Annotated in this window: 29 protein-coding genes; 17 read left to right on the top strand and 12 right to left on the bottom strand. The window is 55.1% G+C overall.

Features of this window, described 5'->3' with window-relative positions:
* Nucleotides 1-6 precede the first annotated feature (6 nt).
* The 4 genes from HP564_RS11635 to HP564_RS11620 are packed head-to-tail and all read left to right on the top strand — an operon-like array spanning nt 7 to nt 3,670.
* On the top strand, nt 7-1,623 hold the full coding sequence (locus HP564_RS11635; protein ID WP_371243153.1) for a (2,3-dihydroxybenzoyl)adenylate synthase: 1,617 nt from the start codon (nt 7-9) through the stop codon (nt 1,621-1,623).
* Nucleotides 1,624-1,640: 17 nt separating this feature from the next.
* A complete protein-coding gene (locus HP564_RS11630; RefSeq protein ID WP_371243152.1) occupies nt 1,641-2,495 on the top strand; it encodes an isochorismatase family protein in 855 nt (284 codons plus the stop codon).
* Entirely contained in the window at nt 2,492-3,250 is a 759-nt protein-coding gene (gene dhbA / locus HP564_RS11625; protein WP_371243150.1) for a 2,3-dihydro-2,3-dihydroxybenzoate dehydrogenase, read from the top strand. Before HP564_RS11630 ends, dhbA begins: the two co-directional genes overlap by 4 nt.
* A 3-nt stretch (nt 3,251-3,253) precedes the next feature.
* Entirely contained in the window at nt 3,254-3,670 is a 417-nt protein-coding gene (locus tag HP564_RS11620; RefSeq protein ID WP_371243148.1) for a hotdog fold thioesterase, read from the top strand.
* A gap of 40 nt (nt 3,671-3,710) precedes the next feature.
* On the opposite strand, the gene cgtA is transcribed toward HP564_RS11620, so the two are convergent.
* From cgtA to rplU, 3 genes are all read right to left on the bottom strand, one after another.
* Nucleotides 3,711-4,883, bottom strand: a complete 1,173-nt coding sequence (gene cgtA, locus HP564_RS11615) for an Obg family GTPase CgtA (protein ID WP_371243146.1) — start codon at nt 4,881-4,883, stop codon at nt 3,711-3,713.
* A 230-nt stretch (nt 4,884-5,113) separates the two neighbouring features.
* On the bottom strand, nt 5,114-5,371 hold the full coding sequence (rpmA, locus tag HP564_RS11610) for a 50S ribosomal protein L27 (RefSeq protein WP_006121751.1): 258 nt from the start codon (nt 5,369-5,371) through the stop codon (nt 5,114-5,116).
* Nucleotides 5,372-5,386: 15 nt separating this feature from the next.
* Nucleotides 5,387-5,698, bottom strand: a complete 312-nt coding sequence (gene rplU / locus HP564_RS11605; RefSeq protein ID WP_033749281.1) for a 50S ribosomal protein L21 — start codon at nt 5,696-5,698, stop codon at nt 5,387-5,389.
* A 256-nt stretch (nt 5,699-5,954) separates the two neighbouring features.
* Between rplU and ispB the strand changes: the two genes are divergently transcribed.
* Together ispB and HP564_RS11595 are read left to right on the top strand one after the other, a co-directional pair.
* On the top strand, nt 5,955-6,926 hold the full coding sequence (gene ispB / locus HP564_RS11600; RefSeq protein ID WP_371243143.1) for an octaprenyl diphosphate synthase: 972 nt from the start codon (nt 5,955-5,957) through the stop codon (nt 6,924-6,926).
* A 245-nt stretch (nt 6,927-7,171) separates the two neighbouring features.
* Nucleotides 7,172-7,453 carry a helix-turn-helix domain-containing protein gene (locus tag HP564_RS11595; RefSeq protein WP_371243141.1) on the top strand — a complete coding sequence of 94 codons (282 nt, stop codon included), beginning with the start codon at nt 7,172-7,174 and terminating at the stop codon, nt 7,451-7,453.
* An 84-nt stretch (nt 7,454-7,537) separates the two neighbouring features.
* On the opposite strand, the gene murA is transcribed toward HP564_RS11595, so the two are convergent.
* The 7 genes from murA to mlaF form a co-directional block, all read right to left on the bottom strand.
* Nucleotides 7,538-8,797 (bottom strand): UDP-N-acetylglucosamine 1-carboxyvinyltransferase, encoded by a 1,260-nt coding sequence (murA, locus tag HP564_RS11590; RefSeq protein ID WP_371243139.1) that lies wholly within the window; start codon nt 8,795-8,797, stop codon nt 7,538-7,540.
* Between the two features lie 67 nt (nt 8,798-8,864).
* A complete protein-coding gene (gene ibaG, locus HP564_RS11585) occupies nt 8,865-9,122 on the bottom strand; it encodes a BolA family iron metabolism protein IbaG (protein ID WP_371243137.1) in 258 nt (85 codons plus the stop codon).
* A gap of 115 nt (nt 9,123-9,237) precedes the next feature.
* Complete coding sequence (gene mlaB, locus HP564_RS11580; RefSeq protein ID WP_371243135.1) at nt 9,238-9,543, bottom strand: lipid asymmetry maintenance protein MlaB; 306 nt, start codon at nt 9,541-9,543, stop codon at nt 9,238-9,240.
* A gap of 2 nt (nt 9,544-9,545) precedes the next feature.
* Nucleotides 9,546-10,178 carry a phospholipid-binding protein MlaC gene (mlaC, locus tag HP564_RS11575; RefSeq protein WP_371243133.1) on the bottom strand — a complete coding sequence of 211 codons (633 nt, stop codon included), beginning with the start codon at nt 10,176-10,178 and terminating at the stop codon, nt 9,546-9,548.
* A gap of 13 nt (nt 10,179-10,191) precedes the next feature.
* The gene (gene mlaD / locus HP564_RS11570) at nt 10,192-10,734 is read right to left on the bottom strand and encodes an outer membrane lipid asymmetry maintenance protein MlaD (protein ID WP_371243131.1); all 543 of its coding nucleotides are present in this window, start codon (nt 10,732-10,734) and stop codon (nt 10,192-10,194) included.
* Nucleotides 10,735-10,738: 4 nt separating this feature from the next.
* Entirely contained in the window at nt 10,739-11,521 is a 783-nt protein-coding gene (mlaE, locus tag HP564_RS11565) for a lipid asymmetry maintenance ABC transporter permease subunit MlaE (RefSeq protein ID WP_371243129.1), read from the bottom strand.
* Nucleotides 11,522-11,525: 4 nt separating this feature from the next.
* The gene (gene mlaF / locus HP564_RS11560; protein WP_371243127.1) at nt 11,526-12,341 is read right to left on the bottom strand and encodes a phospholipid ABC transporter ATP-binding protein MlaF; all 816 of its coding nucleotides are present in this window, start codon (nt 12,339-12,341) and stop codon (nt 11,526-11,528) included.
* A 224-nt stretch (nt 12,342-12,565) separates the two neighbouring features.
* On the opposite strand from mlaF, the gene HP564_RS11555 reads away from it, so the two are divergent.
* From HP564_RS11555 to npr, 11 genes are all read left to right on the top strand, one after another.
* Nucleotides 12,566-13,546: a calcium/sodium antiporter gene (locus HP564_RS11555; protein WP_371243124.1), complete on the top strand. Its 981-nt coding sequence runs from the start codon at nt 12,566-12,568 to the stop codon at nt 13,544-13,546.
* A 17-nt stretch (nt 13,547-13,563) separates the two neighbouring features.
* Nucleotides 13,564-14,550: an arabinose-5-phosphate isomerase KdsD gene (gene kdsD / locus HP564_RS11550; protein ID WP_371243121.1), complete on the top strand. Its 987-nt coding sequence runs from the start codon at nt 13,564-13,566 to the stop codon at nt 14,548-14,550.
* Between the two features lie 13 nt (nt 14,551-14,563).
* A complete protein-coding gene (gene kdsC, locus HP564_RS11545; RefSeq protein WP_371243119.1) occupies nt 14,564-15,130 on the top strand; it encodes a 3-deoxy-manno-octulosonate-8-phosphatase KdsC in 567 nt (188 codons plus the stop codon).
* The gene (lptC, locus tag HP564_RS11540) at nt 15,127-15,705 is read left to right on the top strand and encodes an LPS export ABC transporter periplasmic protein LptC (RefSeq protein ID WP_371243117.1); all 579 of its coding nucleotides are present in this window, start codon (nt 15,127-15,129) and stop codon (nt 15,703-15,705) included. Before kdsC ends, lptC begins: the two co-directional genes overlap by 4 nt.
* Entirely contained in the window at nt 15,674-16,222 is a 549-nt protein-coding gene (lptA, locus tag HP564_RS11535) for a lipopolysaccharide ABC transporter substrate-binding protein LptA (RefSeq protein WP_371243116.1), read from the top strand. The genes lptC and lptA overlap by 32 nt, the downstream gene beginning before the upstream one ends.
* 5 nt (nt 16,223-16,227) lie before the next feature.
* Nucleotides 16,228-16,953, top strand: a complete 726-nt coding sequence (gene lptB / locus HP564_RS11530; protein ID WP_371243114.1) for an LPS export ABC transporter ATP-binding protein — start codon at nt 16,228-16,230, stop codon at nt 16,951-16,953.
* A 47-nt stretch (nt 16,954-17,000) separates the two neighbouring features.
* On the top strand, nt 17,001-18,434 hold the full coding sequence (gene rpoN / locus HP564_RS11525) for an RNA polymerase factor sigma-54 (protein ID WP_371243112.1): 1,434 nt from the start codon (nt 17,001-17,003) through the stop codon (nt 18,432-18,434).
* Nucleotides 18,435-18,455: 21 nt separating this feature from the next.
* Nucleotides 18,456-18,743 (top strand): ribosome hibernation promoting factor, encoded by a 288-nt coding sequence (hpf, locus tag HP564_RS11520; RefSeq protein WP_371243110.1) that lies wholly within the window; start codon nt 18,456-18,458, stop codon nt 18,741-18,743.
* 154 nt (nt 18,744-18,897) lie between these two features.
* On the top strand, nt 18,898-19,377 hold the full coding sequence (gene ptsN / locus HP564_RS11515; RefSeq protein ID WP_371243108.1) for a PTS IIA-like nitrogen regulatory protein PtsN: 480 nt from the start codon (nt 18,898-18,900) through the stop codon (nt 19,375-19,377).
* A 54-nt stretch (nt 19,378-19,431) separates the two neighbouring features.
* A complete protein-coding gene (gene rapZ / locus HP564_RS11510) occupies nt 19,432-20,286 on the top strand; it encodes an RNase adapter RapZ (protein ID WP_123798194.1) in 855 nt (284 codons plus the stop codon).
* A complete protein-coding gene (gene npr / locus HP564_RS11505) occupies nt 20,283-20,555 on the top strand; it encodes a PTS phosphocarrier protein NPr (protein WP_371243106.1) in 273 nt (90 codons plus the stop codon). The genes rapZ and npr overlap by 4 nt, the downstream gene beginning before the upstream one ends.
* A 3-nt stretch (nt 20,556-20,558) precedes the next feature.
* Here npr and mtgA read toward each other — a convergent pair whose 3' ends face one another.
* The gene (mtgA, locus tag HP564_RS11500) at nt 20,559-21,278 is read right to left on the bottom strand and encodes a monofunctional biosynthetic peptidoglycan transglycosylase (protein ID WP_371243104.1); all 720 of its coding nucleotides are present in this window, start codon (nt 21,276-21,278) and stop codon (nt 20,559-20,561) included.
* A gap of 884 nt (nt 21,279-22,162) precedes the next feature.
* Nucleotides 22,163-24,505, bottom strand: a complete 2,343-nt coding sequence (gene arcB, locus HP564_RS11495; RefSeq protein ID WP_371243102.1) for an aerobic respiration two-component sensor histidine kinase ArcB — start codon at nt 24,503-24,505, stop codon at nt 22,163-22,165.
* Nucleotides 24,506-25,177 lie beyond the last annotated feature (672 nt).

Below are 25,177 nucleotides of genomic sequence, written 5' to 3'. Positions count from 1 at the left end.
AATACCATGTCGATCCCTTACAATCGCTGGCCAGAAGATCTGGCGGCACGCTACCGCGAGAAAGGTTACTGGCTGGATGTGCCCATGACCGACATCCTGGACCGTCACAGGCACAGCGAGGCGATTGCTGTTATTGAAGGTGACGTCGCGCTGAGCTATCGCCAGCTGGCGCAGCGTAGCGATAACCTTGCCGCCGCGCTACAGCGTCGCGGTGTGAAAAACGGCGATACGGCGCTGGTGCAGCTGGGTAACGTTGCGGACTTCTACGTTACCGTTTTTGCACTATTCAAACTGGGTGTCGTCTCGGTCTACGCGCTGTTCAGCCACCAGCGCACCGAGCTACAGGCCTACGCCGTGCAGATCGAACCTGCGCTGCTGATTGCCGACCGGCAGCACGCCCTGTTTGCCGACAACGCCTTTATCGACGGGCTTTGTGAAGCCTATGCCTCCTTGCATCAGGTTATCCTGCGCAATGACAGGCAGTGTGAGAATACGCTGGAAGCGCTCATGGCCGAACCGGCGGGCGACTTTCAGCCGACGCCAACCGCTGCCGATGAAGTGGCCTTTTTCCAGCTCTCCGGCGGCAGCACCGGCACGCCAAAGCTGATCCCACGTACCCACAACGACTACTACTACAGTATTCGCGCCAGCGACGAGATCTGCGCGGTTACCGCCGAGACACGCTATCTGATCGCCCTGCCCGCACCGCATAACTTTGCCATGAGCTCCCCCGGCGCGCTGGGTGTTTTCTATGCCGGAGGTCAGGTGATCCTGGCGGAAGATCCCAGTGCCACCCACTGTTTTCCGCTTATCGAAAAGCATCAGGTGACCGATACCGGTCTGGTGCCGCCTGCGGTAAGCCTGTGGCTACAGGCAATGAAGGAGTGGGGCAGCAACCAGGCTCTGACCTCGCTACAGCGTATGCAGGTCGGCGGCGCGAAGCTGGGCGAAACGCTGGCGGCGCGCATCCAGAGTGAAATCGGCTGCAAACTTCAGCAGGTATTTGGCATGGCTGAAGGCCTGGTCAACTACACCCGCCTCGACGACGACGAAAAAACCATTCTGACCACCCAGGGCCGCCCTCTTTCACCAGACGATGAGGTGTGGGTCGCCGATGAGAATGGTCACCCTCTGCCAGCCGGTGAAGTGGGCCGCCTGATGACGCGTGGGCCCTACACCTTCCGTGGCTACTACCAGAGCCCGGCGCACAACGCCGCCAGCTTTGATGCCAGCGGGTTTTACTGCTCAGGCGATCTGATTGAGATTAACCCTCAAGGCTATATCACCGTGCAGGGCCGTGAAAAAGATCAGATCAACCGCGGCGGCGAGAAGATTGCCGCCGAAGAGATCGAAAACCTGCTTCAGCGCCATTCTGACGTTATCCACGCAGCGCTGGTGTCGATGCAGGATGAGCTAATGGGCGAAAAGAGCTGCGCCTTTATTGTGGCACGCCAGGCCGTTAAGCCGGTGGCGCTGCGTCGTCATCTGCGCGAGCTGGGCGTGGCTGAATATAAGCTACCCGACCGTATTACCCTGGTAGATCAACTGCCACTGACCCCCGTCGGTAAAGTCGACAAGAAACGCCTGCGTCAACAGCTTGCCGATCAGCAAGCGCAAGCCTGATCTGTTCCGGAGATTTTATGACTATTCCAAAACTGAACACCTATTCACTTCCCACGGCTGCGGAGCTTCCCACTAACAGGGTGAAGTGGACGCTGGAGCCGCAGCGTGCTGCCCTGCTCATTCATGATATGCAGGCCTACTTCCTGAATTTCTGGGGCGAGGAGAGTCCGCTGATCAATCAGGTGGTGGAAAACATCGCCCGCCTGCGAGCCTGGTGCAAGTCGCAGGGGATCCCCGTGTTCTACACTGCACAGCCGAATCAGCAAAGCGATGCGGATCGCGCACTGCTCAATGATATGTGGGGGCCGGGGCTGAACAAGCATCCGGAGCAGCAAAAGATCGTCGATGCGCTGGCGCCCGATGCCGGGGATCAGGTGCTGACCAAGTGGCGCTACAGCGCCTTCGTTCGCTCACCGCTGGAGTCAATCCTGCAGGAGATGGGCCGCGACCAGCTGATCATCACGGGCGTCTATGCGCATATCGGCTGTCTGACCACCGCGACCGACGCCTTTATGCGCAATATCCAGCCCTTTATGGTGGCTGATGCACTGGCGGATTTTAGTCGCGACGAACATATGATGGCGCTGACCTATACCGCCGGACGCAGCGGTAAGGTGGTCATGACCGCCGACCTGATGCCGCTGCCGCTTAGCAAAGAGGCGCTGCGCGCGCTCGTCCTGCCGCTGCTGGAAGATGACGACGTACCGGAAGACGATGAGAATCTGATTGATTACGGCCTGGATTCCGTCCGCATGATGGCACTGGCTGCGCGCTGGCGTCAGGTGCATGGCGATATCGATTTTGTCAGCCTGGCCAGGAACCCGACCATTAATGGCTGGTGGGCACTGCTGTCACGGGAGCCTGCGCGATGAGCCAGTGTTTCGACTTCAGCGGCAACATCGTCTGGGTGACGGGCGCGGGCCAGGGCATTGGCTATCATACGGCGCTGGCGTTCCACGCTGCGGGCGCACAGGTAGAGGGTTTTGATCGGCGCTTTCATGATGGCGACTATCCCTTCGCCTGCCATACGCTGGACGTTGCCGATCCGGAACAGGTGAAAACCGTCTGTCAGACGCTGCTGGCCGCGCAGCCGAGACTCGACGTGCTGGTGAACGCCGCGGGTATTCTGCGCACGGGGGCCACCGACGAGATTGCGTTTGCCGATTTCCAGGCCTGCCTGGCGGTCAACGTCGGCGGTGCCTTCAATATGTTCCAGCAGACGCTGCCGGTGTTTCGCCAGCAGCGCGCGGGCGCCATCGTCACTATCGCCTCGAACTCGGCGCACGCGCCGCGTATCGGCATGTCCGCCTATGGCGCATCGAAAGCCGCACTGCGCAGCCTGTGTCTGACGGTGGGCCTGGAAATGGCACCGTTTGGCGTGCGCTGCAATATTGTTTCGCCCGGCTCCACCGATACCGAGATGCAGCGCAGTTTGTGGCATACGCCGACCGCCGAGCAGGAGATGATCGACGGCTTCCCGGATCAATATAAGCTCGGCATCCCGCTGCGGAAGATCGCCACGCCGCAAGAGATCGCCCACAATGTCCTTTTCCTGGCCTCGGATCTCGCCAGCCATGTGGTGCTACAGGATATCGTGGTTGACGGCGGCGCGACGCTGGGAGCCTGACCGATGGCGATCTGGAAACGCGAGACCGATCTCGACGCGCTAAACGCCATCGGCGAGCACTCGCTGGTGGCGCATATTGGCATTCGTTTTACCGCTATCGGCGAGGATTACCTGGAAGCGACTATGCCGGTCGACGCACGCACCCATCAGCCCTTCGGCCTGCTGCACGGCGGAGCGTCGGTGGTGCTGGCGGAGTCGATGGGCTCTATCGCTGGCTATCTCTGCACTGAAGAGGGCAAAAGCGTGGTCGGCATTGAGGTCAACGCCAGCCATCATCGTTCGGTCTCCAGCGGCGAAGTGCGTGGCCTCTGTCGCCCGCTGCATATCGGCTCACGCAATCAGGTGTGGCAGATTGAGATCCGCAACGCGCGCGGCCAGCTCTGCTGCTCGTCGCGACTGACGGTGGCGGTGCTGGGGTAACGAAAAAAGGGACAGCTTTCGCTGTCCCTTTTTCTGTGCGTTAACGCTGATAGATGATTTCGACGCCTTCGTCGTCATCCTCATCCCAGTCGTCATCCCACTCTTCATCTTCTTCTTCCGCCACGCTCTCCATCGCTTCACGGTGGTAGTCATCCCACATGAACTCGACTTTCTCGGGCTTCTTCTCTTCTTCTTCGGCTTCTTTCGGGTTAGCGTTAATGAAGCTCATAACGTCCCAGCAAAGATCCTGAACGCCCTGACGGCTTGCCGCAGAGATCAGGTAATACTTCTCTTCCCAGCCCAGCGCTTCAGCAATTGCTTTAGCGCGCGCCTGCGCTTCTTCTTCGTCAATCAGGTCAACTTTGTTGAACACCAGCCAGCGCGGCTTGTTGAACAGCTTGTCGCTGTACTTTTCCAGCTCGCCAAGGATGATGCGTGCGTTTTCCACCGGATCGGACTCGTCAATCGGCGCGATGTCGATAAGATGTAGCAGGACACGGCAGCGCTCAAGGTGCTTCAGGAAGCGAATACCGAGGCCTGCGCCTTCCGCCGCGCCTTCAATCAGGCCCGGAATATCGGCAACAACAAAGCTCTGCTCGCTGTCCATACGCACCACGCCCAGGCTTGGCACCAGCGTGGTGAACGGGTAGTCGGCGACTTTTGGCTTGGCCGCTGATACCGCGCGGATAAAAGTCGATTTGCCGGCGTTCGGCAGACCCAGCATGCCCACATCAGCCAGCAGCATCAGCTCCAGCTGCAGATCGCGCTTCTCGCCTGGCGTACCCATGGTCTTCTGACGCGGCGTACGGTTGACCGAAGATTTAAAGCGCGTATTGCCCAGGCCATGCCAGCCGCCTTTCGCCACCATCAGCTTTTGCTCATGACGCGTCATGTCGCCCAGCGTTTCGCCGGTGCCCTGATCGATAACGCGCGTGCCAACCGGCACCTTAATGATGATGTCCTGACCGCGTTTACCGGTGCAGTCACGGCTCTGGCCATTCTGACCGCGTTCAGCGCGGAAAGATTTTTCAAAGCGGTAGTCAATCAGGGTATTCAGGTTTTCGTCAGCCAGCAGATAGACATCGCCGCCATCTCCGCCGTCACCGCCATCCGGACCGCCTTTCGGAATATATTTCTCACGGCGGAAGCTGACGCAGCCGTTGCCGCCATCGCCAGCAACCACCAGAATGGTGGCTTCATCAACAAACTTCATTTTCTTTCTCCGTCACACAATCGTCCGCAGCGCATGTCAGTTCTGCGGGCGGGTCCGCCAGGGTCTGTCTGCGCTGACCGGCGGCGGATAAATCAAAACTGATTTTCATCAGGCGTACGTAAAGTGTACAGCAATACACAGCGACAGGTCGCAGAATGTAAAAAGCCCCGCAATGGCTGCGGGGCTTTTATTCGTGCGTTCAGACAGTCGCTGTCTGCGTCACGACAACCTTACTCAGCAACGATGCTGATGTATTTACGGTTGTTCGGACCTTTCACTTCGAATTTAACTTTGCCGTCTGCGGTAGCAAACAGGGTGTGGTCACGACCACAACCTACGTTATTACCGGCGTGGAATTTAGTGCCACGCTGACGAACGATGATAGAACCTGCCAGAACAGATTCGCCACCGAAACGTTTTACACCCAGACGTTTTGCATTGGAGTCACGACCGTTACGAGTCGAGCCACCAGCCTTTTTATGTGCCATTTGTCAGATCTCCTCTTAAGCGCTGATGCCAGTAATTTTCACATCAGTGAACCACTGACGGTGGCCAGCCTGCTTACGGTAGTGCTTACGACGACGAAACTTAACGATCTTAACTTTCTCGCCACGACCGTGCGCAACGATTTCAGCTTTGATCACGCCGCCTGAAACCAGTGGCGCGCCGATTTTCACGTCTTCGCCATTTGCGATCATCAGCACCTGGTCAAACTCAATGGTTTCACCGGTTGCGATGTCCAGCTTTTCCAGGCGAACGGTCTGACCTTCGCTTACTCGGTGTTGTTTACCACCACTTTGGAAAACCGCGTACATATAAAACTCCGCTTCTGCGCATGCCTTTCGTTCATCAGGCGGCGCGATAAATATTCACAATAGGGCGCGAATTCTACGCAAAACTCCAGCAGAAGACAAGTGCACTTTGCACTCTCTTGCAGAAAAAAAACACAGGCCGATCGCAAACGTTTCTCATCTGGAAAATTCAAGTACAATCAGTAACAGATTACCCGAACTCAGGCTGGTTAAAGCACGTACCATGAGCCGTTGAAACGAGTCAAAGCTGAACAGACGAATGAACTTAGAACAGATTAATGAATTAACCGCGCAGGACATGGCGGCCGTCAACCAGACCATCCTTGACCAGCTGAATTCTGATGTCTCGCTGATTAACCAGCTGGGATATTACATCATCAGCGGCGGCGGCAAGCGCATCCGCCCGATGATTGCCGTGCTCTCTGCACGCGCGCTGGGCTATCAGGGTGACCTGCACGTTACCAATGCGGCGCTGATCGAATTTATCCATACCGCCACGCTGCTGCATGACGATGTGGTGGATGAATCCGATATGCGTCGCGGTAAAGCCACGGCCAACGCGGCGTTCGGTAATGCCGCCAGCGTGCTGGTCGGTGACTTTATCTATACCCGCGCGTTCCAGATGATGACCAGTATGGGCTCGCTGCGCATCCTGGCGCTGATGTCTGAAGCGGTTAACGTTATCGCTGAAGGCGAAGTGCTCCAGCTGATGAACGTAAACGACCCGGATATTACGGAAGAGAGCTATATGCGCGTGATTTACAGCAAAACCGCGCGTTTGTTCGAAGCCGCTTCGCAGGCATCCGCAATTCTTGCCGAGGCGACCGCCGCGCAGGAGAAGGCCATGCAGGATTATGGGCGCTATCTCGGTACGGCTTTCCAGTTAATTGACGACCTGCTCGACTACAGCGCAGACGGCGCAACGCTGGGTAAAAATACCGGCGATGACCTGAGCGAAGGCAAGCCCACGCTGCCGCTGCTGCATGCGATGCATAACGGCACGCCGGAACAGACCCGGATGATCCGCGAGGCAATCGAACAGGGCAACGGTCGTCATCTGCTGGAGCCGGTACTGGCCGCGATGCAGCAGTGCGGTTCGCTGGAGTGGACGCGCAAGCGGGCGGAACAGGAAGCGGACAAAGCGATCGCAGCCCTGAGCGTGTTGCCAGAATCTCCGTGGCGCAGTGCGCTAGAGTCGCTGGCGCATATGTCTGTGCAGCGCGATTTCTGAATCACAGCGGAGCGGCATCTGTGGCTCCGCAACGTTACTCTTTACCTCGCATTTTCACTGCCCTCTCCCTCTGTTTGTTGCCGCGCTTTTGCGTAGCAGCACGCACTTCTCCTGACCGCGCCAAAAATTACTGGAAATAAATGGAAACTATCTGATATAAAAAATCCATAAGCTTCCAGATGATTAACCATGTCATACCCGAATGGCACAGGCACCGTTAACGCACGGAACAAGGAGAATGCGATATGCAAAAAAGGATTGAAGACTGGCATCCGGCCGATGTTATCGCTGCATTGCGCAGACGAGGTACAACGCTGGCAGCGTTATCACGGCAGGCAGGATTGAGCTCCTCCACGCTGGCTAATGCTCTTTCGCGTCCCTGGCCAAAAGGAGAGTGGCTTATTGCTGACGCGATCGACGTTCATCCCGCCGAGATCTGGCCCAGCCGCTACTACGATCCCCACACCCATAAACTGCTGGATCGTAAAAAGCGGATTCGCTCCCGGCACAAAAATGGCGAGCAATAAGCAAAATTTTGCCGGTTCAACGATTTAACGGGCGAAAAAAAACCAGCCGCGCGAACGTGGCTGGTTTTATCGTCAGAACAACGGTTATTCGCCGCTGACGCGTTCGATCTGGGCACCCATCGCTTTCAGCTTATCTTCGATATGCTCATAGCCACGGTCAATATGATAAATACGATCGACCAGCGTTGTACCTTCAGCGATACAGCCCGCCAGCACCAGACTGGCTGACGCACGTAAATCGGTCGCCATGACCTGCGCGCCAGAAAGCGTCTCCACGCCGTGACAGATTGCCGTGTTGCTCTCGATCTCCGCATGCGCCCCCATACGAATCAGCTCAGGGATGTGCATAAAGCGGTTTTCAAAAATGGTTTCGGTGATAACGCCCGTGCCTTCTGCCACCAGGTTCAGCAGGGTAAACTGCGCCTGCATGTCAGTCGGGAAGCCAGGGTGCGGCGCAGTGCGCACGTTGACCGCTTTTGGACGCTTGCCGTGCATATCCAGACTGATCCAGTCTTCGCCGATCTCAATATCAGCCCCCGCGTCACGCAGCTTCGCCAGCACAGCATCCAGCGTATCCGGCTGGGTTTTGTGGCAGACAACTTTACCGCCAGAGATCGCCGCCGCCACGAGGAAGGTCCCCGTTTCGATACGATCTGGCAGGACGCGGTAGACACCGCCGCCAAGACGCTCAACACCTTCGATAGTGATCTTATCGGTGCCTGCCCCGCTGATTTTCGCGCCAAGCGTAATCAGGAAGTTAGCCGTATCCACAATTTCCGGCTCACGCGCGGCGTTTTCGATAATGGTGACGCCGGTCGCCAGCGTTGCCGCACTCATAATGGTCACCGTCGCGCCGACGCTGACTTTATCCATCACGATATGCGCGCCTTTCAGACGGCCATCAACAGAGGCTTTAACATACCCCTCTTCCAGTTTGATCTCTGCACCCAACTGCTCAAGGCCGGTAATATGCAGATCGACCGGACGTGCGCCAATAGCGCAGCCGCCCGGCAGAGAAACTTGTCCCTGGCCAAAACGCGCCACCAGCGGGCCCAGCGCCCAGATAGAGGCACGCATGGTTTTCACCAGCTCATAGGGCGCACAGAAAATATCAACGTTGCTGGCATCGACGTGTACGGAACCGTTGCGCTCAACTTTCGCACCCAGCTGGCTCAGCAGCTTCATCGTGGTATCGATATCACGCAGCTTCGGCACGTTCTGGATCTCAACCGGCTCTTCGGCCAGCAACGCAGCAAACAGAATCGGCAGCGCGGCATTTTTCGCCCCAGAAATGGTCACTTCACCACTCAGACGGGTGGGGCCTTGCACACGAAATTTGTCCATTAACACGGCTCTCAATTAGCTAAAGACGGGTAGAACTCGCCTGCGGCGAGCGCTCCCTGATGAAGACTCAGAAACCGTTAAGTTTACGGTCACGCGCCCATTCAGCAGGGGTATAGGTTTTAATGGAGACAGCATGAATGCGGTTGTCAGCGATGTATTCCATCAGCGGCGCATAAACAGCCTGCTGCTTTTTTACACGGCTCAGTTCGCCAAACATTTCACCAACGGCAATCACCTGAAAGTGGCTGCCGTCGTTGCTCATCACATGCACTTCGTCCAGCGGCAGCGCGTTCATCAGCACGGCCTGAATTTCACTGTTTTCCATTGCTCATTACTTCACTTGAAAATAATAAAGGGCCACATCTTAGAGGAAAGCGGCGGACTCTTAAACATGCAAAAGCCCCTGTGTGAAACAGGGGCTTATCGGGAGATAAACGCGATCAGGCGGTTTTTTCCGCAGAAACAATAATCTGCTGAAGGTTGTAGAGGGTGATCAGCGACTGTAATTTATCGCTGATGCCGCTAAAACGCGGCGTAACGCCCTGCGCGCGGGCGATTTCTCGCAGGTGTACCAGCAGGGCCAGACCCGCTGAATCAACACGCGCCAGCGCAGAAACGTCGATAATCTCTATTTTATCGATCAGCGTGTCACGCTGCTGCCAGAGCGCCAGCAGCGTATCGCGATCTAATTCGCCAAACAGCGACAGTGTGCTGGCGTCACGCTGCCAGCGTAATGACTGATGCATCGTTACTGTTTATCCAGCGTAATCGGCTGCGCCGCAGACGTTTTCAGCTGTGCGGTCAGGCCATCAATGCCTTTCGTGCGCAGCAGGTCGCCCCACTCATTTTGCTTGGTGGTGATCATGCTGACGCCTTCCGCCACCATGTCATATGCCTGCCAGTTTCCGCTCTGGCTGTTTTTACGCCACTGAAAATCCAGGCGAACCGGGGGACGGCCGTTAGGATCGATAATCGTTACGCGGATCGCGACGATATTTTTGCCATCCAGCGACTGCTCAGGCTGGATCTGGTAAGTCTGGCCATGATAGAGCGCCAGCGCCTGGCCGTAAGCCTGGGCAAGATAATCACCAAAAGCGTTAAAATAGGCGTCGCGCTGCGCTGGCGTCGCTTCGCGATAGTAGCGGCCCAGCACTAATGCTCCGGCATACTTGATCTGCACATAGGGCAGCAGTTCCTGGCGCACAATTTCGCGAAGGTAATTGGGATTTTGCTTGATCTTCGGCTGCTCATTTTTCAGGCGAGTGAAGGTTTTCGCCGCCGCTTCATTCATCAGCTTATAGGGATTGCTTTGATCGGCTGCGGTGGCCGCCGTCAGCGGCGCAATAATCAGCATGGCAATCATCAGGAAACGTTTAAACATCTGTTTTTACCTCTCAGGGTTGGGCCGGGGCCGCAGGCGCACTGTCACTGCCCTGCGAATCCTTGTTATCCGTGTCTTTTTTGTTGTCGCCGCTTTTGTAAAGGAACTGACCTATCAGGTCCTCCAGCACCATCGCCGACTTGGTGTCACGCAGGGTGTCGCCATCCTTTAACATCGCCGAGCCCAGCTCGGGATCGTCAAAGCCTAGATTCAACGCTAAAAATTGCTCGCCGAGTAAACCTTGCGTGCGGATCGCAAGCGAGCTGGTATCGGAGATTTTATCTGCGTACTCATCGCTGATCGCCATCGTGACGCGCGGCAGCAGGGTTTTCGGTTCAAGGGAGATGTCGGTGACGCGGCCAATAACCACGCCACCAATTTTGACCGGCGAACTGACTTTCAGGCCGCCAATATTATCGAAGGTGGCATAGAGCTGCCACGTTGGCTGTGTGCCGAGTGATTTAAGATCTGCAACACGCAGGCAGAGAAATAACATCGCCACCAGCGCCAGAAGCATAAACACGCCAACCCAAATTTCGCTTTTTTTGCTTTGCATTGCTTTAGTTCCCAAACATCAGTGCTGTCAGCACAAAATCCAGACCTAGCACCGCCAGTGAGGCATGTACTACGGTACGCGTCGTCGCGCGACTGATCCCTTCCGAGGTCGGAATCGCGTCATAGCCGTTAAACAGGGCAATCCAGGTGACGGTCACGGCGAAAACGGCGCTTTTAATAATGCAGTTAACGATGTCCGTGCGAAAATCGACCGCGCTCTGCATTGCCGACCAGAAGAAGCCGGCATCAATGCCTTTCCAGCTCACACCAACCAGCGCTCCGCCAGCGATCCCCACGGCGGTAAAGATTAACGCCAGCAGCGGCATGCTGATAAAGCCGGCCCAGAAACGCGGTGAGACCACACGACGCAGCGGATCCACCGCCATCATCTCCATGCTGGAAAGCTGTTCTGTCGCCTTCATCAGACCGATTTCCGCCGTCAGCGCCGATCCGGCGCGTCCAGCAAACAGCAGTGCGGTGACGACTGGCCCCAGCTCGCGCAGCAGCGATAGCGCCACCAGCATCCCCAGGCTGGTTTCAGCACTGTAGGTCGTCAGCACCAGATAACCCTGTAGCCCCAGTACCATGCCGATAAACAGGCCTGAGACCATAATAATCAGCAGCGACAGAACACCGATGCTGTAGAGTTGCCTGACCAGCAGCGGCGCATGCTTACGAAACGCGGGCTTGCCTACCAGCGCGTGAAACAGCATTAAGCCTGCACGGCCAAAGCTGGAACAGATATTGATTCCGCGGCGTCCTGTTGACGCCAGCGCCTTTAACAACATGGTCTTACATTCTCCCTGAGCCGGTTAAATCGGCGAGATAGTCTCCGGCGGCAAACCGGAACGGGACAGGTCCGTCCGCAATCCCGTCCAAAAACTGACGCACGCGTGGATCGGGGTTGTCCCGCAGCTCTGGCGTGCTGCCCTGCGCAATGATTTTTTGCCCGGCCACGATATAGGCGCGGTCAGCAATACTCAGTACTTCAGGGACATCGTGCGATACCACAATGCAGGTGACACCAAGCGAGTGATTCAGCTCATCAATCAGTTTGACCAGAACGCCCATGGTAATCGGGTCCTGCCCCACAAAGGGCTCATCAAACATGATCAGATCGGGCTCAAGTGCGATAGCGCGTGCCAGCGCCGCACGCCGCGCCATTCCGCCGGAAAGCTCGGCTGGTTTGAGCTGCGCCGCGCCGCGCAATCCTACCGCTTCCAGCTTCATCATGACCGTGCTGTGCAGCAGCGCCGGAGGCAGCTGGGTATGCTCGCGCAGCGGCCAGGCGACATTGTCATAAACGGTTAAATCAGTAAACAGTGCGCCAGACTGAAAAAGCATGCTCATTTTCTTTCGCGCTTCATAAAGTTTTGCGCGCGACAGTCGGGGAATGTTTTCGCCACGAAACCAGATTTCGCCGCGGTCAGGCTGCAGCTGACCGCCAATCAGACGCAACAGCGTCGTTTTGCCAATGCCTGACGGCCCCATAATGGCGGTCACTTTTCCTTTCGGCACCGTCAGCGAAATATCGTCGAAAATCGGGCGATCGCCGTGTGAAAAACTGACGCCACGAACCTCAACCAGGTTCGTTTCCTGTTGGTCCATTATTACCTCTTCTGTGGATCGGGCGTTATAAAGCCTAGGATGGTAGCCTGTAACGCGCCAATGCACGATAGCTTTGCAGAAATTACCGTCTTCGTTTGGCTAAAGCGGTCATAAAATTTACTTTTGCCGCTCAGACGGTCAAAATCAGCGCCTGTTTGCGATGACAGAACCTGAAACCTGCCGCACAAGACGTGTTGGCAACGCATTTCATCCAAGGATTTTTCATGTTCGTAGCCTCTGCCCTGCTGATCGTTGGTTTGATTTTACTGGCTTATGGTGCCGACCGCCTGGTGTTCAGTGCCGCGATCCTGTGTCGATCCTTTGGGATTCCCCCGCTGATTATCGGCATGACGGTTGTCAGTATCGGCACCTCGCTACCAGAGATGATCCTCTCTTTTTCAGCGGCACAGCATGGACAGATGGATCTTGCGGTAGGCACTGCACTCGGTTCTAACATCACCAACATTCTTTTAATTCTCGGCGGCGCGGCGCTGCTGCACCCTTTGAACATACACTCCAATCTGGTGCGGCGCGAACTGCCACTGATGCTGCTGGTCTCACTACTCAGCGGCCTGATGCTGTTTGATAACTACCTGAGCCGTTTTGATGGCGTGGGGCTGATTGCAATTGCGCTGATCTATCTGCTGGTGGCGATCCGCATTGCCCGCCGCGCCGAGCGCGATAACAACGATACCCTGACGCGAGAGCAGCTCGCGGAGCTGCCGCGTGAAGAGAGCGGTAACACAGTAGCGTTCCTTTGGCTGGCGGTCGCGCTGATTATTCTGCCGATGGCGACGCGCATGGTGATCGACAACGCCACCGTTTTTGCTGACTATTTCGACGTCAGCGAACTGGTCATGGGTGGGACGCTGATTGCGGTTGGCACCAGCCTGCCAGAGCTGGCAACGGTTATTGCAGGTGCGCTGAAGGGTGAAGATGATATGGCGATTGGCAACCTGATCGGCGCCAATATTTATAATATCGCCATCGTGCTCGGCCTGCCGGCGCTCATTAATCCCGGCAGCGTGGATGAGCATGCTTTTGCGCGTGATTACTGGGTGATGCTGGGCGTTAGCGTTCTGTTCGCCCTGCTCTGCCTGCAACGCAGCCGCCGTATTGGTCGCCTGCCGGGCATACTTTTACTCTGTGGTTTTACTGCCTGGGTCGCGCTGTTGTGGCTACAGCCCGCTTTCATCGACGGATAACAAAGGATCGATTTGCCATGTCAACTCAGCTTTCTATCGCGAACTTCGACTTTCAAACGGCGGGAAAAGCGGTACTGCGCATAGAGCGTGAAGGTCTGGAGCAGCTGGACCAGTATATTAACGACGATTTTACCCGCGCCTGTGAGATGATCTATCACTGCCAGGGCAAAGTCGTCGTCATGGGCATGGGCAAATCGGGCCATATTGGTAAGAAAATGGCCGCGACCTTTGCCAGCACCGGCACACCCGCCTTTTTTGTGCATCCCGGCGAAGCCAGCCACGGCGACCTTGGCATGGTCGGCAGCCGCGATATCGTGCTGGCCATCTCCAACAGCGGTGAGTCAAATGAGATTCTGGCGCTGATTCCGGTGCTGAAGCGTCAGCATGTGAAGCTTATCTGCCTTACCAGCCGTCCTGACAGTGCCATGGGCCGCGTTGCCGACGTGCATCTGTGCGTGAAAGTGCCGCAGGAGGCCTGTCCGCTCGGTCTCGCGCCGACCAGCAGCACCACCGCCACGCTGGTAATGGGCGATGCGCTGGCGGTCGCACTGCTGGAAGCGCGCGGCTTCACTGCTGAAGATTTTGCGCTGTCGCATCCGGGCGGCGCGCTGGGCCGCAAACTGCTGCTGCACGTGAGCGATATTATGCACAGCGGCGATGAGATCCCCCATATCACGCGTGACGCCTCGCTGCGTGACGCCCTGCTGGAGATTACGCGCAAAAACCTGGGATTGACGGTGATCGTCGACGACCTGATGAAGATCGAAGGCATTTTCACCGACGGCGATTTGCGCCGCATCTTTGATATGGGTATCGATTTCCAGAAAGCCACAATTTCAGAAGTCATGACGCGCGGCGGCATTCGGGTGCGCCCTAATATGCTGGCAGTGGACGCGCTGAACCTGATGCAAAACAAAAACATCACTGCGCTGCTGGTGGCCGATGACGATCGTCTGCTTGGTGTGGTACATATGCATGACATGCTGCGCGCCGGCGTAGTCTGAACAGGAAACAAGAATGTCGGTAAATACTTCCCTGGTGGAAACCTGCTACGGTCCAGTCAGCGCTGAGGTTATCGCGCGAGCCAGCCAGATCCGTCTGCTGATTTGCGACGTTGACGGCGTGATGTCAGACGGCGTGATCTATATGGGCAATAATGGCGAAGAGCTCAAAGCCTTTAACGTGCGTGACGGCTATGGCATCCGCTGTTTGCTAACCTCTGATATAGAAGTAGCGATTATTACCGGGCGCAATGCGCGTCTGATGGAAGATCGCTGCAAGACACTGGGCATTCGTCATCTTTATCAGGGTCAGTCCGATAAGCTTTTGGCCTATCGCGAACTTCTGGATAAACTGTCGCTCTCTGACGATCAGGTAGCCTATATCGGTGACGATCTGATTGACTGGCCCGTAATGGCCAGCGTTGGCCTGAGCGTGGCGGTCGCGGATGCCCATCCGGTTCTGCTACCGCGCGCGCATTATGTCACGCACATTGCCGGTGGACGCGGCGCGGTGCGCGAATTGTGCGACCTGATTTTAATGGCGCAGAACAAATTTGAGGATGCCAAAGGGCAATCAGTATGAGTAAAAGCAGGCGTTGGATAACGCTGATTCTGGCCTTGATTGCGCTGGTGCTGATCGGCTGGAACCTGACCAGTCAGGATGAGAATGGCGTACCGGTTGCGACCAACGATCAGGAACCCACTTACACCAGCGCAAATTCCAATACTGTGGTGTATAACCCGACGGGCGCGCTGGCCTACAAACTGGTATCGGATAAAGTGACCTATTTTGCAGCGGATGAGGTTAGCTGGTTCGACAAGCCGGTAATGACCACCTACGACGAAAATAAGGTGCCGACCTGGTCCGTGCGTGCTGATAAAGCCAAACTGACGAAAGATCGTATGCTTTATCTGTATGGTCACGTTGAGGTGAATACCCTGACACAGGATTCGCAGCTGCAGCGCATCCAAACCGACAACGCGCAGGTCAATCTTATCTCTCAGGACGTGACGTCCGACGATCAGGTCACGCTGTTTGGACGTGGTTTTAACTCTACCGGCATGAAGATGCGCGGGAATTTACGGACGAAAAACGCCGAGTTGATTGAAAAGGTCAAAACTTATTATGAAATTCAAAATGCACAACAACAGCCTTAAGTTTTTCCTGGTCGGCGCACTGCTGGCGGCCAGCCTGCCCGCGCTGGCGGTAACCGGCGATTCCGACAAACCTGTCAACATCGACTCTGAAAACCAGGCGCTGGACCTGCAAGGCAACGTGGCGACCTTTACCGGCAACGTCATCGTCACGCAGGGCACCATTAAAATCACCGCGGATAAAGTGGTGGTCACGCGCCCGGGCGGCGACAGTAATAAAACGATCGTCGATGCCTACGGTAATCCCGCGACCTTCTATCAGATGCAGGACAGCGGCAAACCCGTTCAGGGCCATGCAGCAAAACTGCACTATGAGCTGGCAAAAGATTTCGTTGAGCTGACCGGCAACGCCTACATTGAGCAGCAGGACAGCAATATTAAAGGCGACCGCATCACCTACCTGGTGAAAGAGCAGAAGATGCAGGCCTACAGCCAGGGACAGAGCAAACGCGTCACTACCGTGCTGGTGCCGTCGCAGCTGCAGGACAAAAACGCTAACAGCCAGAAGAAGAGTAACTGATCGCTATGGCCACACTAATCGCAGAAAACCTGGCGAAGGCTTATAAAGGCCGTCGCGTGGTAGAAGATGTCAGCCTGCAGGTGAAATCGGGTGAGATCGTCGGCCTGCTCGGCCCTAACGGCGCAGGCAAAACCACCACGTTTTACATGGTCGTGGGCATTGTGCCGCGTGACGCTGGCCGCATCGTTATCGATGAGGACGATATCAGCCTTCTGCCGCTGCACGCCCGCGCACGCCGCGGTATCGGCTACTTGCCGCAGGAGGCGTCAATTTTCCGCCGCCTCAGCGTCTATGACAACCTGATGGCCGTGTTGCAGATCCGTGATGATCTGACGGAAGAGCAGCGCCAGGATCGCGCCAATGAGCTGATGGATGAATTTCATATTGCCCACCTGCGCGACAGCATGGGGCAGGCGCTGTCAGGCGGTGAGCGCCGTCGTGTGGAGATTGCGCGCGCGCTTGCTGCTAATCCGAAATTTATCCTGCTGGATGAGCCCTTTGCGGGCGTCGACCCCATCTCGGTTATCGACATCAAAAAAATCATCGAGCATCTGCGTGACAGCGGCCTCGGCGTGCTGATTACCGACCATAACGTCCGTGAAACGCTGGCCGTGTGCGAACGCGCCTATATCGTCAGCCAGGGGCATCTTATCGCTCACGGCACGCCAGATGAAATTCTTGCAGATGAGCAGGTTAAACGGGTTTATTTGGGCGAAGAGTTCAGACTCTGATAAGGTGTCGTTAATACGATGTTTGCTTAGGAAATCCTGTCCTGAATATGAAGCAAGGTTTGCAACTCAGGTTCAGCCAACAGCTGGCGATGACTCCACAGTTGCAGCAGGCCATCCGACTGCTGCAACTCTCTACGCTTGAGCTACAGCAAGAGCTGCAGCTGGCGCTGGAAAGTAATCCGCTGCTGGAACAGGCTGACGTACATGAAGAGATCGACAGCCGCGACTATCAGGACGATGAGGTGCTGGACACGCGCGAGGCGCTTGAACAGAAAGAGATGCCAGACGATCTGCCGCTTGACGCAACCTGGGATGAAATCTATACCGCAGGCACGCCTTCCGGTACAGGCACCGACTATCAGGATGACGAGCTGCCGGTCTATCAGGGTGAAACCACACAGTCGCTTCAGGATTACCTGATGTGGCAGGTCGATCTCACGCCTTTTACCGATACCGATCGGGCGATTGCGACCTCGATCGTCGATGCCATCGACGAGACCGGATATCTTACCGTTTCGCTTGATGAAATTCTCGACAGCATGGGCAATGATGAGCTGGCGCTGGATGAAGTTGAAGCGGTGCTGAAGCGTATTCAGCGCTTTGATCCCATTGGCGTGGGCGCACGCGATTTGCGCGACTGCCTGCTGGTGCAGCTTTCGCAGTTTGTGCCTGCTACGCCGATGCTGGCCGAAGCGCGTCTTATTGTCAGTGAACATCTGGATCTGCTCGCGAACCATGATTTCCGCAGCCTGATGCGCGTGACCCGCTTTAAAGAGGACGTGCTGAAGGAGGCGATGCTGCTGATCCAGTCGCTGGATCCGCGTCCGGGCCAGTCGGTGCATACCGGCGAACCCGAATATGTTATTCCCGATGTGCTGGTGCGCAAAGTGGGTAAGCGCTGGACGGTTGAGCTCAATGCGGACAGCGTGCCGCGCCTGCGCATTAACCAGCAGTATGCCGCGATGGGTGGGGCTGCGCGCAATGACAGCGACAACCAGTTTATTCGCAGCAATCTGCAAGAGGCGCGCTGGCTGATCAAAAGCCTGGAAAGCCGCAACGATACGCTGCTAAAGGTAACGCGCTGTATTGTTGAACAGCAGCAGGCGTTTTTCGAGCAGGGCGAAGAATTTATGCGTCCTATGGTGCTGGCGGATATCGCACAGGCAGTGGATATGCACGAGTCCACAATATCGCGTGTGACAACGCAAAAATATCTGCATAGCCCGCGCGGCATCTTTGAACTCAAATATTTTTTCTCCAGCCACGTCAACACCGAAGGTGGCGGCGAAGCCTCCTCCACGGCCATTCGTGCGCTGGTGAAGAAATTAATCTCAGCGGAGAACCCTGCTAAACCCTTGAGTGACAGTAAGCTTACCTCCATGTTATCTGAACAGGGCATCATGGTGGCACGCCGAACCGTCGCTAAATATCGCGAGTCTTTATCTATTCCGCCATCGAACCAGCGTAAACAGCTGGTTTGACAGAAATGAAAAGGAAGACCTATGCAGCTGAACCTTACCGGGCAAAATGTTGAAATCACCGAACCCCTGCGTGAATTCATCAACAACAAATTTGCCAAACTGGAACACTACTTCGATCGTATCAATCAGGTTTATATTGTTCTGAAAGTAGAAAAGGTCACGCAGGTTGCGGAGGCAACCTTACATGTCAACGGCGGCGAGCTGCACGCCACGTCGGAAGCGGAAGATATGTATGCAGCACTGGATGGGCTGGTTGATAAGCTGGCTCGTCAGTTGACTAAGCATAAAGACAAGCTGAAAAAACACTAACCTTCACGCTTGCAGCGCGCGTCGCGCGCTCAGGGTGGTCTGGATGGGGCGGATTTACCGCCCCGTTTTGCCATCTGTGCAAGCGCCACGGGATACCGCGCGTACTGTCAGTGCGGTAAGCCTTTGGCTCTGTGAACTCGCAAGTGAAACGATAATGAACAACGATCTGACACTGGAACTGAGCACCGTGCTGACGCCGGACTGTACGCGTAGTGGCGTACACTGCCAGAGTAAAAAACGTGCGCTGGAGATCATCAGCGAACTGGCAGCGAAGCAGCTTAACCTGCCGCATCAAACCCTGTTTGAGGCGATCCTGACCCGCGAGCGTATGGGCAGTACGGGTATCGGCAACGGCATTGCAATTCCGCACGGCAAGCTGGAAGAGGATACGCTGCGCGCGGTAGGCGTCTTTATCAGTCTTGATCAGCCTATCGCCTTTGACGCCGTAGACAATCAGCCGGTCGATCTGCTGTTTGCACTGCTGGTGCCAGCCGATCAGTGTAAAACCCACCTGCATACCCTGTCTCTGGTCGCGAAACGTCTGGCAGACAAAACCGTCTGTCGCCGCCTGCGCGCGGCACAGAGCAATGAAGAACTCTACGCCATAATTACAGAAGCTCCAGAGGAGCAGTAACGCGCGCTGCGCTTTTACCGGCGTGCGCGCCGGTTTAAAACGGGAGAGAAGGTCATGGTGCTGATGATCGTTAGCGGTCGGTCAGGCTCAGGAAAATCGGTAGCGCTGCGCGCACTTGAAGACATGGGATTCTACTGCGTCGACAATTTGCCCGTGGTGCTGTTACCCGAGCTGGCAAATTCGCTGGTGGAACGCAACATTTCGGCGGCCGTCAGTATCGACGTGCGCAATATGCCTGAATCGCCGGAAGTGTTCGAAACGGCGCTGAACAACCTGCCGGACGCCTTTTCACCGCAGCTGCTGTTTCTTGATGCCGATCGTAATACACTGATCCGCCGCTACAGCGACACGCGTCGCCTCCACCCGCTCTCCAGCAAAAATTTATCGCTGGAAAGCGCCATTGATGAAGAGAATGACCTGCTGGAGCCGCTGCGTTCCCGGGCAGATCTGATTATCGATACCTCAGAAATGTCGGTGCATGAGCTGGCAGAGATGCTGCGCACGCGGCTGCTGGGCAAACGCGAGCGCGAGCTGACGATGGTGTTCGAATCGTTCGGCTTCAAGCACGGCATTCCCATTGATGCTGACTATGTCTTTGACGTGCGCTTTCTGCCTAACCCACACTGGGATCCTAAGCTGCGTCCAATGACCGGCCTCGATCGCCCGGTGGCAGCGTTTCTCGATCGCCACACAGAAGTGCACAACTTTATCTACCAGACGCGCAGCTATCTGGAGCTGTGGCTCCCTATGCTGGAAACCAACAACCGCAGCTACCTTACCGTCGCTATCGGCTGTACCGGCGGCAAACACCGCTCAGTGTACATTGCTGAACAGCTGGCGGACTATTTTCGTTCACGCGGCAAAAATGTGCAGTCTCGCCACCGTACGCTGGAAAAACGTAAATCATGACCGTCAGGCAAACCGTTGAAATTAAAAACAAGCTGGGTATGCATGCGCGCCCCGCAATGAAGCTGTTTGAGCTGGTACAGAGTTTTGACGCCGAAGTTCTGCTGCGCAACGAATCAGGCACCGAAGCGGAAGCAAGTAGCGTGATTGCCTTGCTGATGCTGGACTCGGCGAAAGGCGGTCACATTGAGATCGAGGCCAGCGGCCCGGAAGAGAACCAGGCACTGGCCGCTGTTATTGAGCTGTTCGAGGCAGGCTTCGACGAAGAGTAGTCGTTAATCAAGACGATTGCGCTGCAGGAAGCCCTGCCCGCCAAGCTGCCTCATTTGACGCATAATCCACTGCTGACGCTGGCGAACGTAGCCTGAGGGCGCCTCAGCGCGGAAACGGACAGGATTGGGCAAGACCGCTGCCAGCAGCGCCGCTTCCGCCATCGTCAGTCGGCTGGCCGGCTTGTGGAAATAGCGCTGTGAGGCGGCCTCAACACCAAAGATCCCCGGTCCAAGCTCGGCGATATTAAGATAGACTGTCAAAATGCGGCGCTTGGTCCATACGGTTTCGATACCGACCGTCAGCCCCGCTTCCAGCCCTTTTCTTACCCAGCTGCGCCCATCCCATAAGAACAGGTTTTTCGCCGTTTGCTGTGACAGCGTTGAAGCCCCGCGCATCCGATCGCCATCGCTACCCAACACCGACTCAATCGCAGCGACATCAAATCCCCAGTGCACCGGAAACTTCTGATCCTCTGCGGCGATAACGGCCAGCGCCATCCAGGGAGAGATCTCATCGTGCCCTACCCAGTCTGAGTGCGCGACATAATGAAAGTCACCCTGAAGCCAGGCGCCAGTTTGCCGTTCCACCATCACAGCGGAAAACGGCACGGGTAAAAAGGCAAACAGTGCGATTCCGGCAACCCAAATTGCCAAAACTGTCAGTACGATAGCGGTGCATACCCGTTTGATACGTTGCCAGAGGCTCCCTTTATTCTTATTCATGCAATGTTCTCTTACCTGTTCCCTGCATTAATCAATTACTGACGTGATGACAGCCGCATTTCTGTCAAAATAGCTGAAGGAAAGACGAAAGTTGCGCATGTTTCGTTCGTCATTCTGATATTTTAGTCTGTACATCTTAAAACAGATCGAATGACATCAAGCACTTCCGTGAAAAAGGAATCGGTTCCATTCGGATGATCTCCTTATGGCATTTCACGATAAATACTTAATGTTTTGTGATAAAGCAGCCATACATACATTCACAAATCTGAAGATTAGATTCAGCGATCTTATCAACTCTTACGCGTTTTTTTGCAACCGGTTACAGAATAACCGTAATCAGGCGACTGATCCCGCCTGAAAAGGCATGGAAAAGATGGAAAACCCCGTCCAGCCATTTTTACAGATTTTACCGGCCCGGGTTAAATCTGAAACTTTAAACGCTCTCTTTCCAAAACGTTTTGGATAAAGCGCATAAAAAGCCTTTTTAAACTATATATATCATTAATTTATCCACTACTGTCCGCCCCGTATAAGGTCAAACCTGCTTAAAGGGCTTTCCGGTACAACTTCTGCGCCTGCAGCTAACAAAAACTGCTCAAAAACGGAGGTAATTGGTTAAAAATCGAGCAATATAACGCAGAAATTAATTCCTGACTTGACTGTGTTGCCAAATTAATGTTTTCTGTATTTAAACGCTGCTCAACATCACACATTTTAATGAATCTTCACCCAGTCGTTAATGAATTTGCTAAGGTGATGTCAGGCGTTAACCAATAACACGCTGCTGCACTTTTTTACTCCTCTAAGTATAGCAACAGCGACTTTTTCCCTGGTGTTGGCGCAGTATTCGCGCACCCCAGTTTCGACTGGGGTCATTTTTTTTAGGAACCCTGCTTTTCTCGCTCTGCTACCCACTCACGCAGTACCTGCACGTCATGGCGCCATTCGCGTTTTAACTCTTCAATCCATTCATCTACGTTGTCCCACCATGCTGGCAGCTCCGGGCTCTGAATCTGTTTAGCGACTTGCTGTAAATGCTGTAAGCCTACCGATCCTGCCGCGCCTTTTATTTTGTGCCCCTCTTCGGTGATGCCTTTCTGGTCGCGCGCCATCATGTTGGAGTCGAGAACGTCGAGGTAGCCAGGCATCATCTGTTCGAACATGGTCAGGCTCTGCGTGATCAGGCCAGGTCCCACCAGTTCGATATATTGCTCCAGCATCGGCACATCAAGCAGCGTGCGCGTTTTGTCATCGCTGGCGACGTGTTCAACGTCTGCCTCTTCGCGCTGGTAATCCCAGAATTTCTTGATCATTGCGGTCAGCGCGGGGACTGACAGCGGCTTACTCAAGACATCGTCCATCCCCGCATCGAGATACTCTTTTTTATCTTTCAGCACATTAGCCGTGAGCGCTACCAGCGGCGGCAAACTGGTATCGGGATAGCGCTGATGAATGCCGCGTGAGACATCCAGCCCGGTCATATCCGGAAGCTGAATATCCAGCAGAGCGAGATCGAACTCCAGTGGATCAAACATTTCCAGCGCGGCCTGTCCGGTCATGGCGACCTCAACGCTACAGCCCAGTTTCTCCAGCACTGAGCGCGCCACTACCACGTTCAGCTCAATATCTTCTACCAGCAGGACATGCAGCGCAGGCAGCGGCATACTGTCATCCACGCCATCGTCTTCTACCTCTTCGGCCACGCGCGGTGCGTTAATCAGCACGGTAAAGCAGGAGCCTTGCCCCGGTGCGCTGCGCACGCTGATATCGCCACCCATTGCCTGTGCAAGGCGGCGTGACACTGCCAGACCGATGCCGGTACCGGTAGCGGGTTTGCCGCCGTGTTGATCTTTGACCTGATAGTACATCGCGAAGATTTTATCCTGCTCTTCCTGCGGAATGCCCTGCCCCGAATCTTCCACGTCAAAACGCAGCATCTCGTTCTGTTCGTAGGCGACGCGCACAATAATTTCCCCCTGCTGGGTAAACTTCACCGCGTTGCCAATCAGGTTCCATAAAATTTGTCGCAGACGCGTCCCATCGGCGCAAATCTTGTGGGGAAGAGGTAGAGTGGGTGCCATCACGAATTTCAGACCTTTTGGCTGTGCCAGCAGTCCCGAGAGGTTCTCCAGATCGGCAAGGAAGCCGGTAAAATCGAGCGGCTGGTTATCAAGCTGTACTTTACGGCGCTCAATCTTGTCTACCTCAATCACGTCGTTAAAGATGTTGCCAAGCGTGATGGCGGAAACGTGAATAGTTTTCAGGTACTTCAGCTGTTCCTGATTGAGGTCGGTATCAAGCAGAATGCGGCTGAGGCCGACGATGCCGTTAAGCGGCGTACGCAGCTCGTGGCTGATCGTAGAGATAAAAGTGGTCTTTTCCCGACTGGCGTTCTCCAGCGCGTCCTGATAGCGCTTACGCTCGGTAATATCGCGTCCAAAACCCATAAGCCCGCTGCGTTTGCCAACGCGGTCGTAGTAAGGCACTTTACGAATTTCAAAACAGGCTTTGCGGCCGTCTGGATATTGCAACCACTGCTCATAGGTCAGTGAGACGTTGTGCCGGAACACCTTCTCATCAGTTTCCAGTACTTTGTTCGCGGCGTCTTCATCATAAATATCGCGCGGCGTCAGGCCAATCAGCTGCTTTTCGCTTTTACCGGTCAGCAGTTCCATCGCGCGGTTGCAGCCCGAAAACTGCTTATCGATGTTGCGGTAAAATACCAGGTCAGGCGATGCGTCCAGGAAAGAGCGAAGGAAAGAGGATTGCTGCTCCAGTTCGATCTGTGCCTGTTCACGCCGAGCCATCTCTTCGCGCAGCTTGTCCATTACCTGTTCGCGCGCCTGCTCCGCCTTGATGCGATCGTTAATTTCCTGGTTGAGCTGCGTAATGGTCTCTTTCATCTGCTGATTCAGCTCTAAGTCACGAGTGCGCATCTCCTCCAGTTTGTCTACCAGACGCGACAACCGCTGACGCGACTCCTCCAGCTGATCAACCACAACCGAGAGAAAATAGACGGCCCAGGGGGTAATCAGCAGGCCGAAGAAGACCGAGCGCACGACGTCAATGCTCTCGACATGCCCGCGCAGCACCATCGTTACTGCCATCTGGACCACCATCGCCAGCACCACCAGCGCCGATGCCAGCAGCAGTGAAAAGCGGACCAGTCCCAGCTTAACCATCAAATCAACATAGTATTGCGCCAGCAGGCGAATCTGTTTCATACGCACTCCCTGAAAAATAACCGCCCCATCATAGCGTAATTAGCCCACAGATGGCGCGGTGATGCGCAGGAAAGCCTCTCTTGCGCCCCATTATGGTGCAACTGACGACACGTTCGCCGACGTTGTCCGCTTAACCGCTAAATCACTTGACTAAATTCCCTGACTGAATAATCTGGAGGGCCGCCTGTAGCGTGGCGGCACGATTCTAAGCCCTTCATTTTCCTTGCCGGCAGCATTCTGTTGTCCCGGCAGCCCTTTTGCTATTTGAATATCCATTCGTTTTATTTGCATGAATTTTCGCACGGAGCGTGATTAATTTTGCTTATAGCACCCCTTTGTTTTATTCAAATATGCCGATATAAGAAAAACAGATACATGCGATGTGGGTAATCTGCTATATAGCATATTCTGCTGTTATTAGCACACCAACCAGCACAAAGAAGGGATTTCAGCGCTGGGCAACAGTGAGACAGTTCACATTTCCGCCATGCCAGGCATCTGGCCGATTGACACTTATTTCACTTAAAAAATCATACAAATCAATATATTAAACTTACAAAGCCACCTGAAACGACGACCAGGAACCCTATTTGACCTTATTACGCTTTCCCGATAAGTTGGAAATCCGCTGGAAGCTTTCTGGACGGATGCTCAATCCGTCATATTTATGCA

This window comes from Pantoea sp. KPR_PJ (assembly GCF_041386365.1).
GTDB lineage: Bacteria > Pseudomonadota > Gammaproteobacteria > Enterobacterales > Enterobacteriaceae > Pantoea.
The sequence above is the reverse complement of the archived record's forward strand: the minus strand, read 5'-3'. Positions and strand labels throughout refer to the sequence as shown.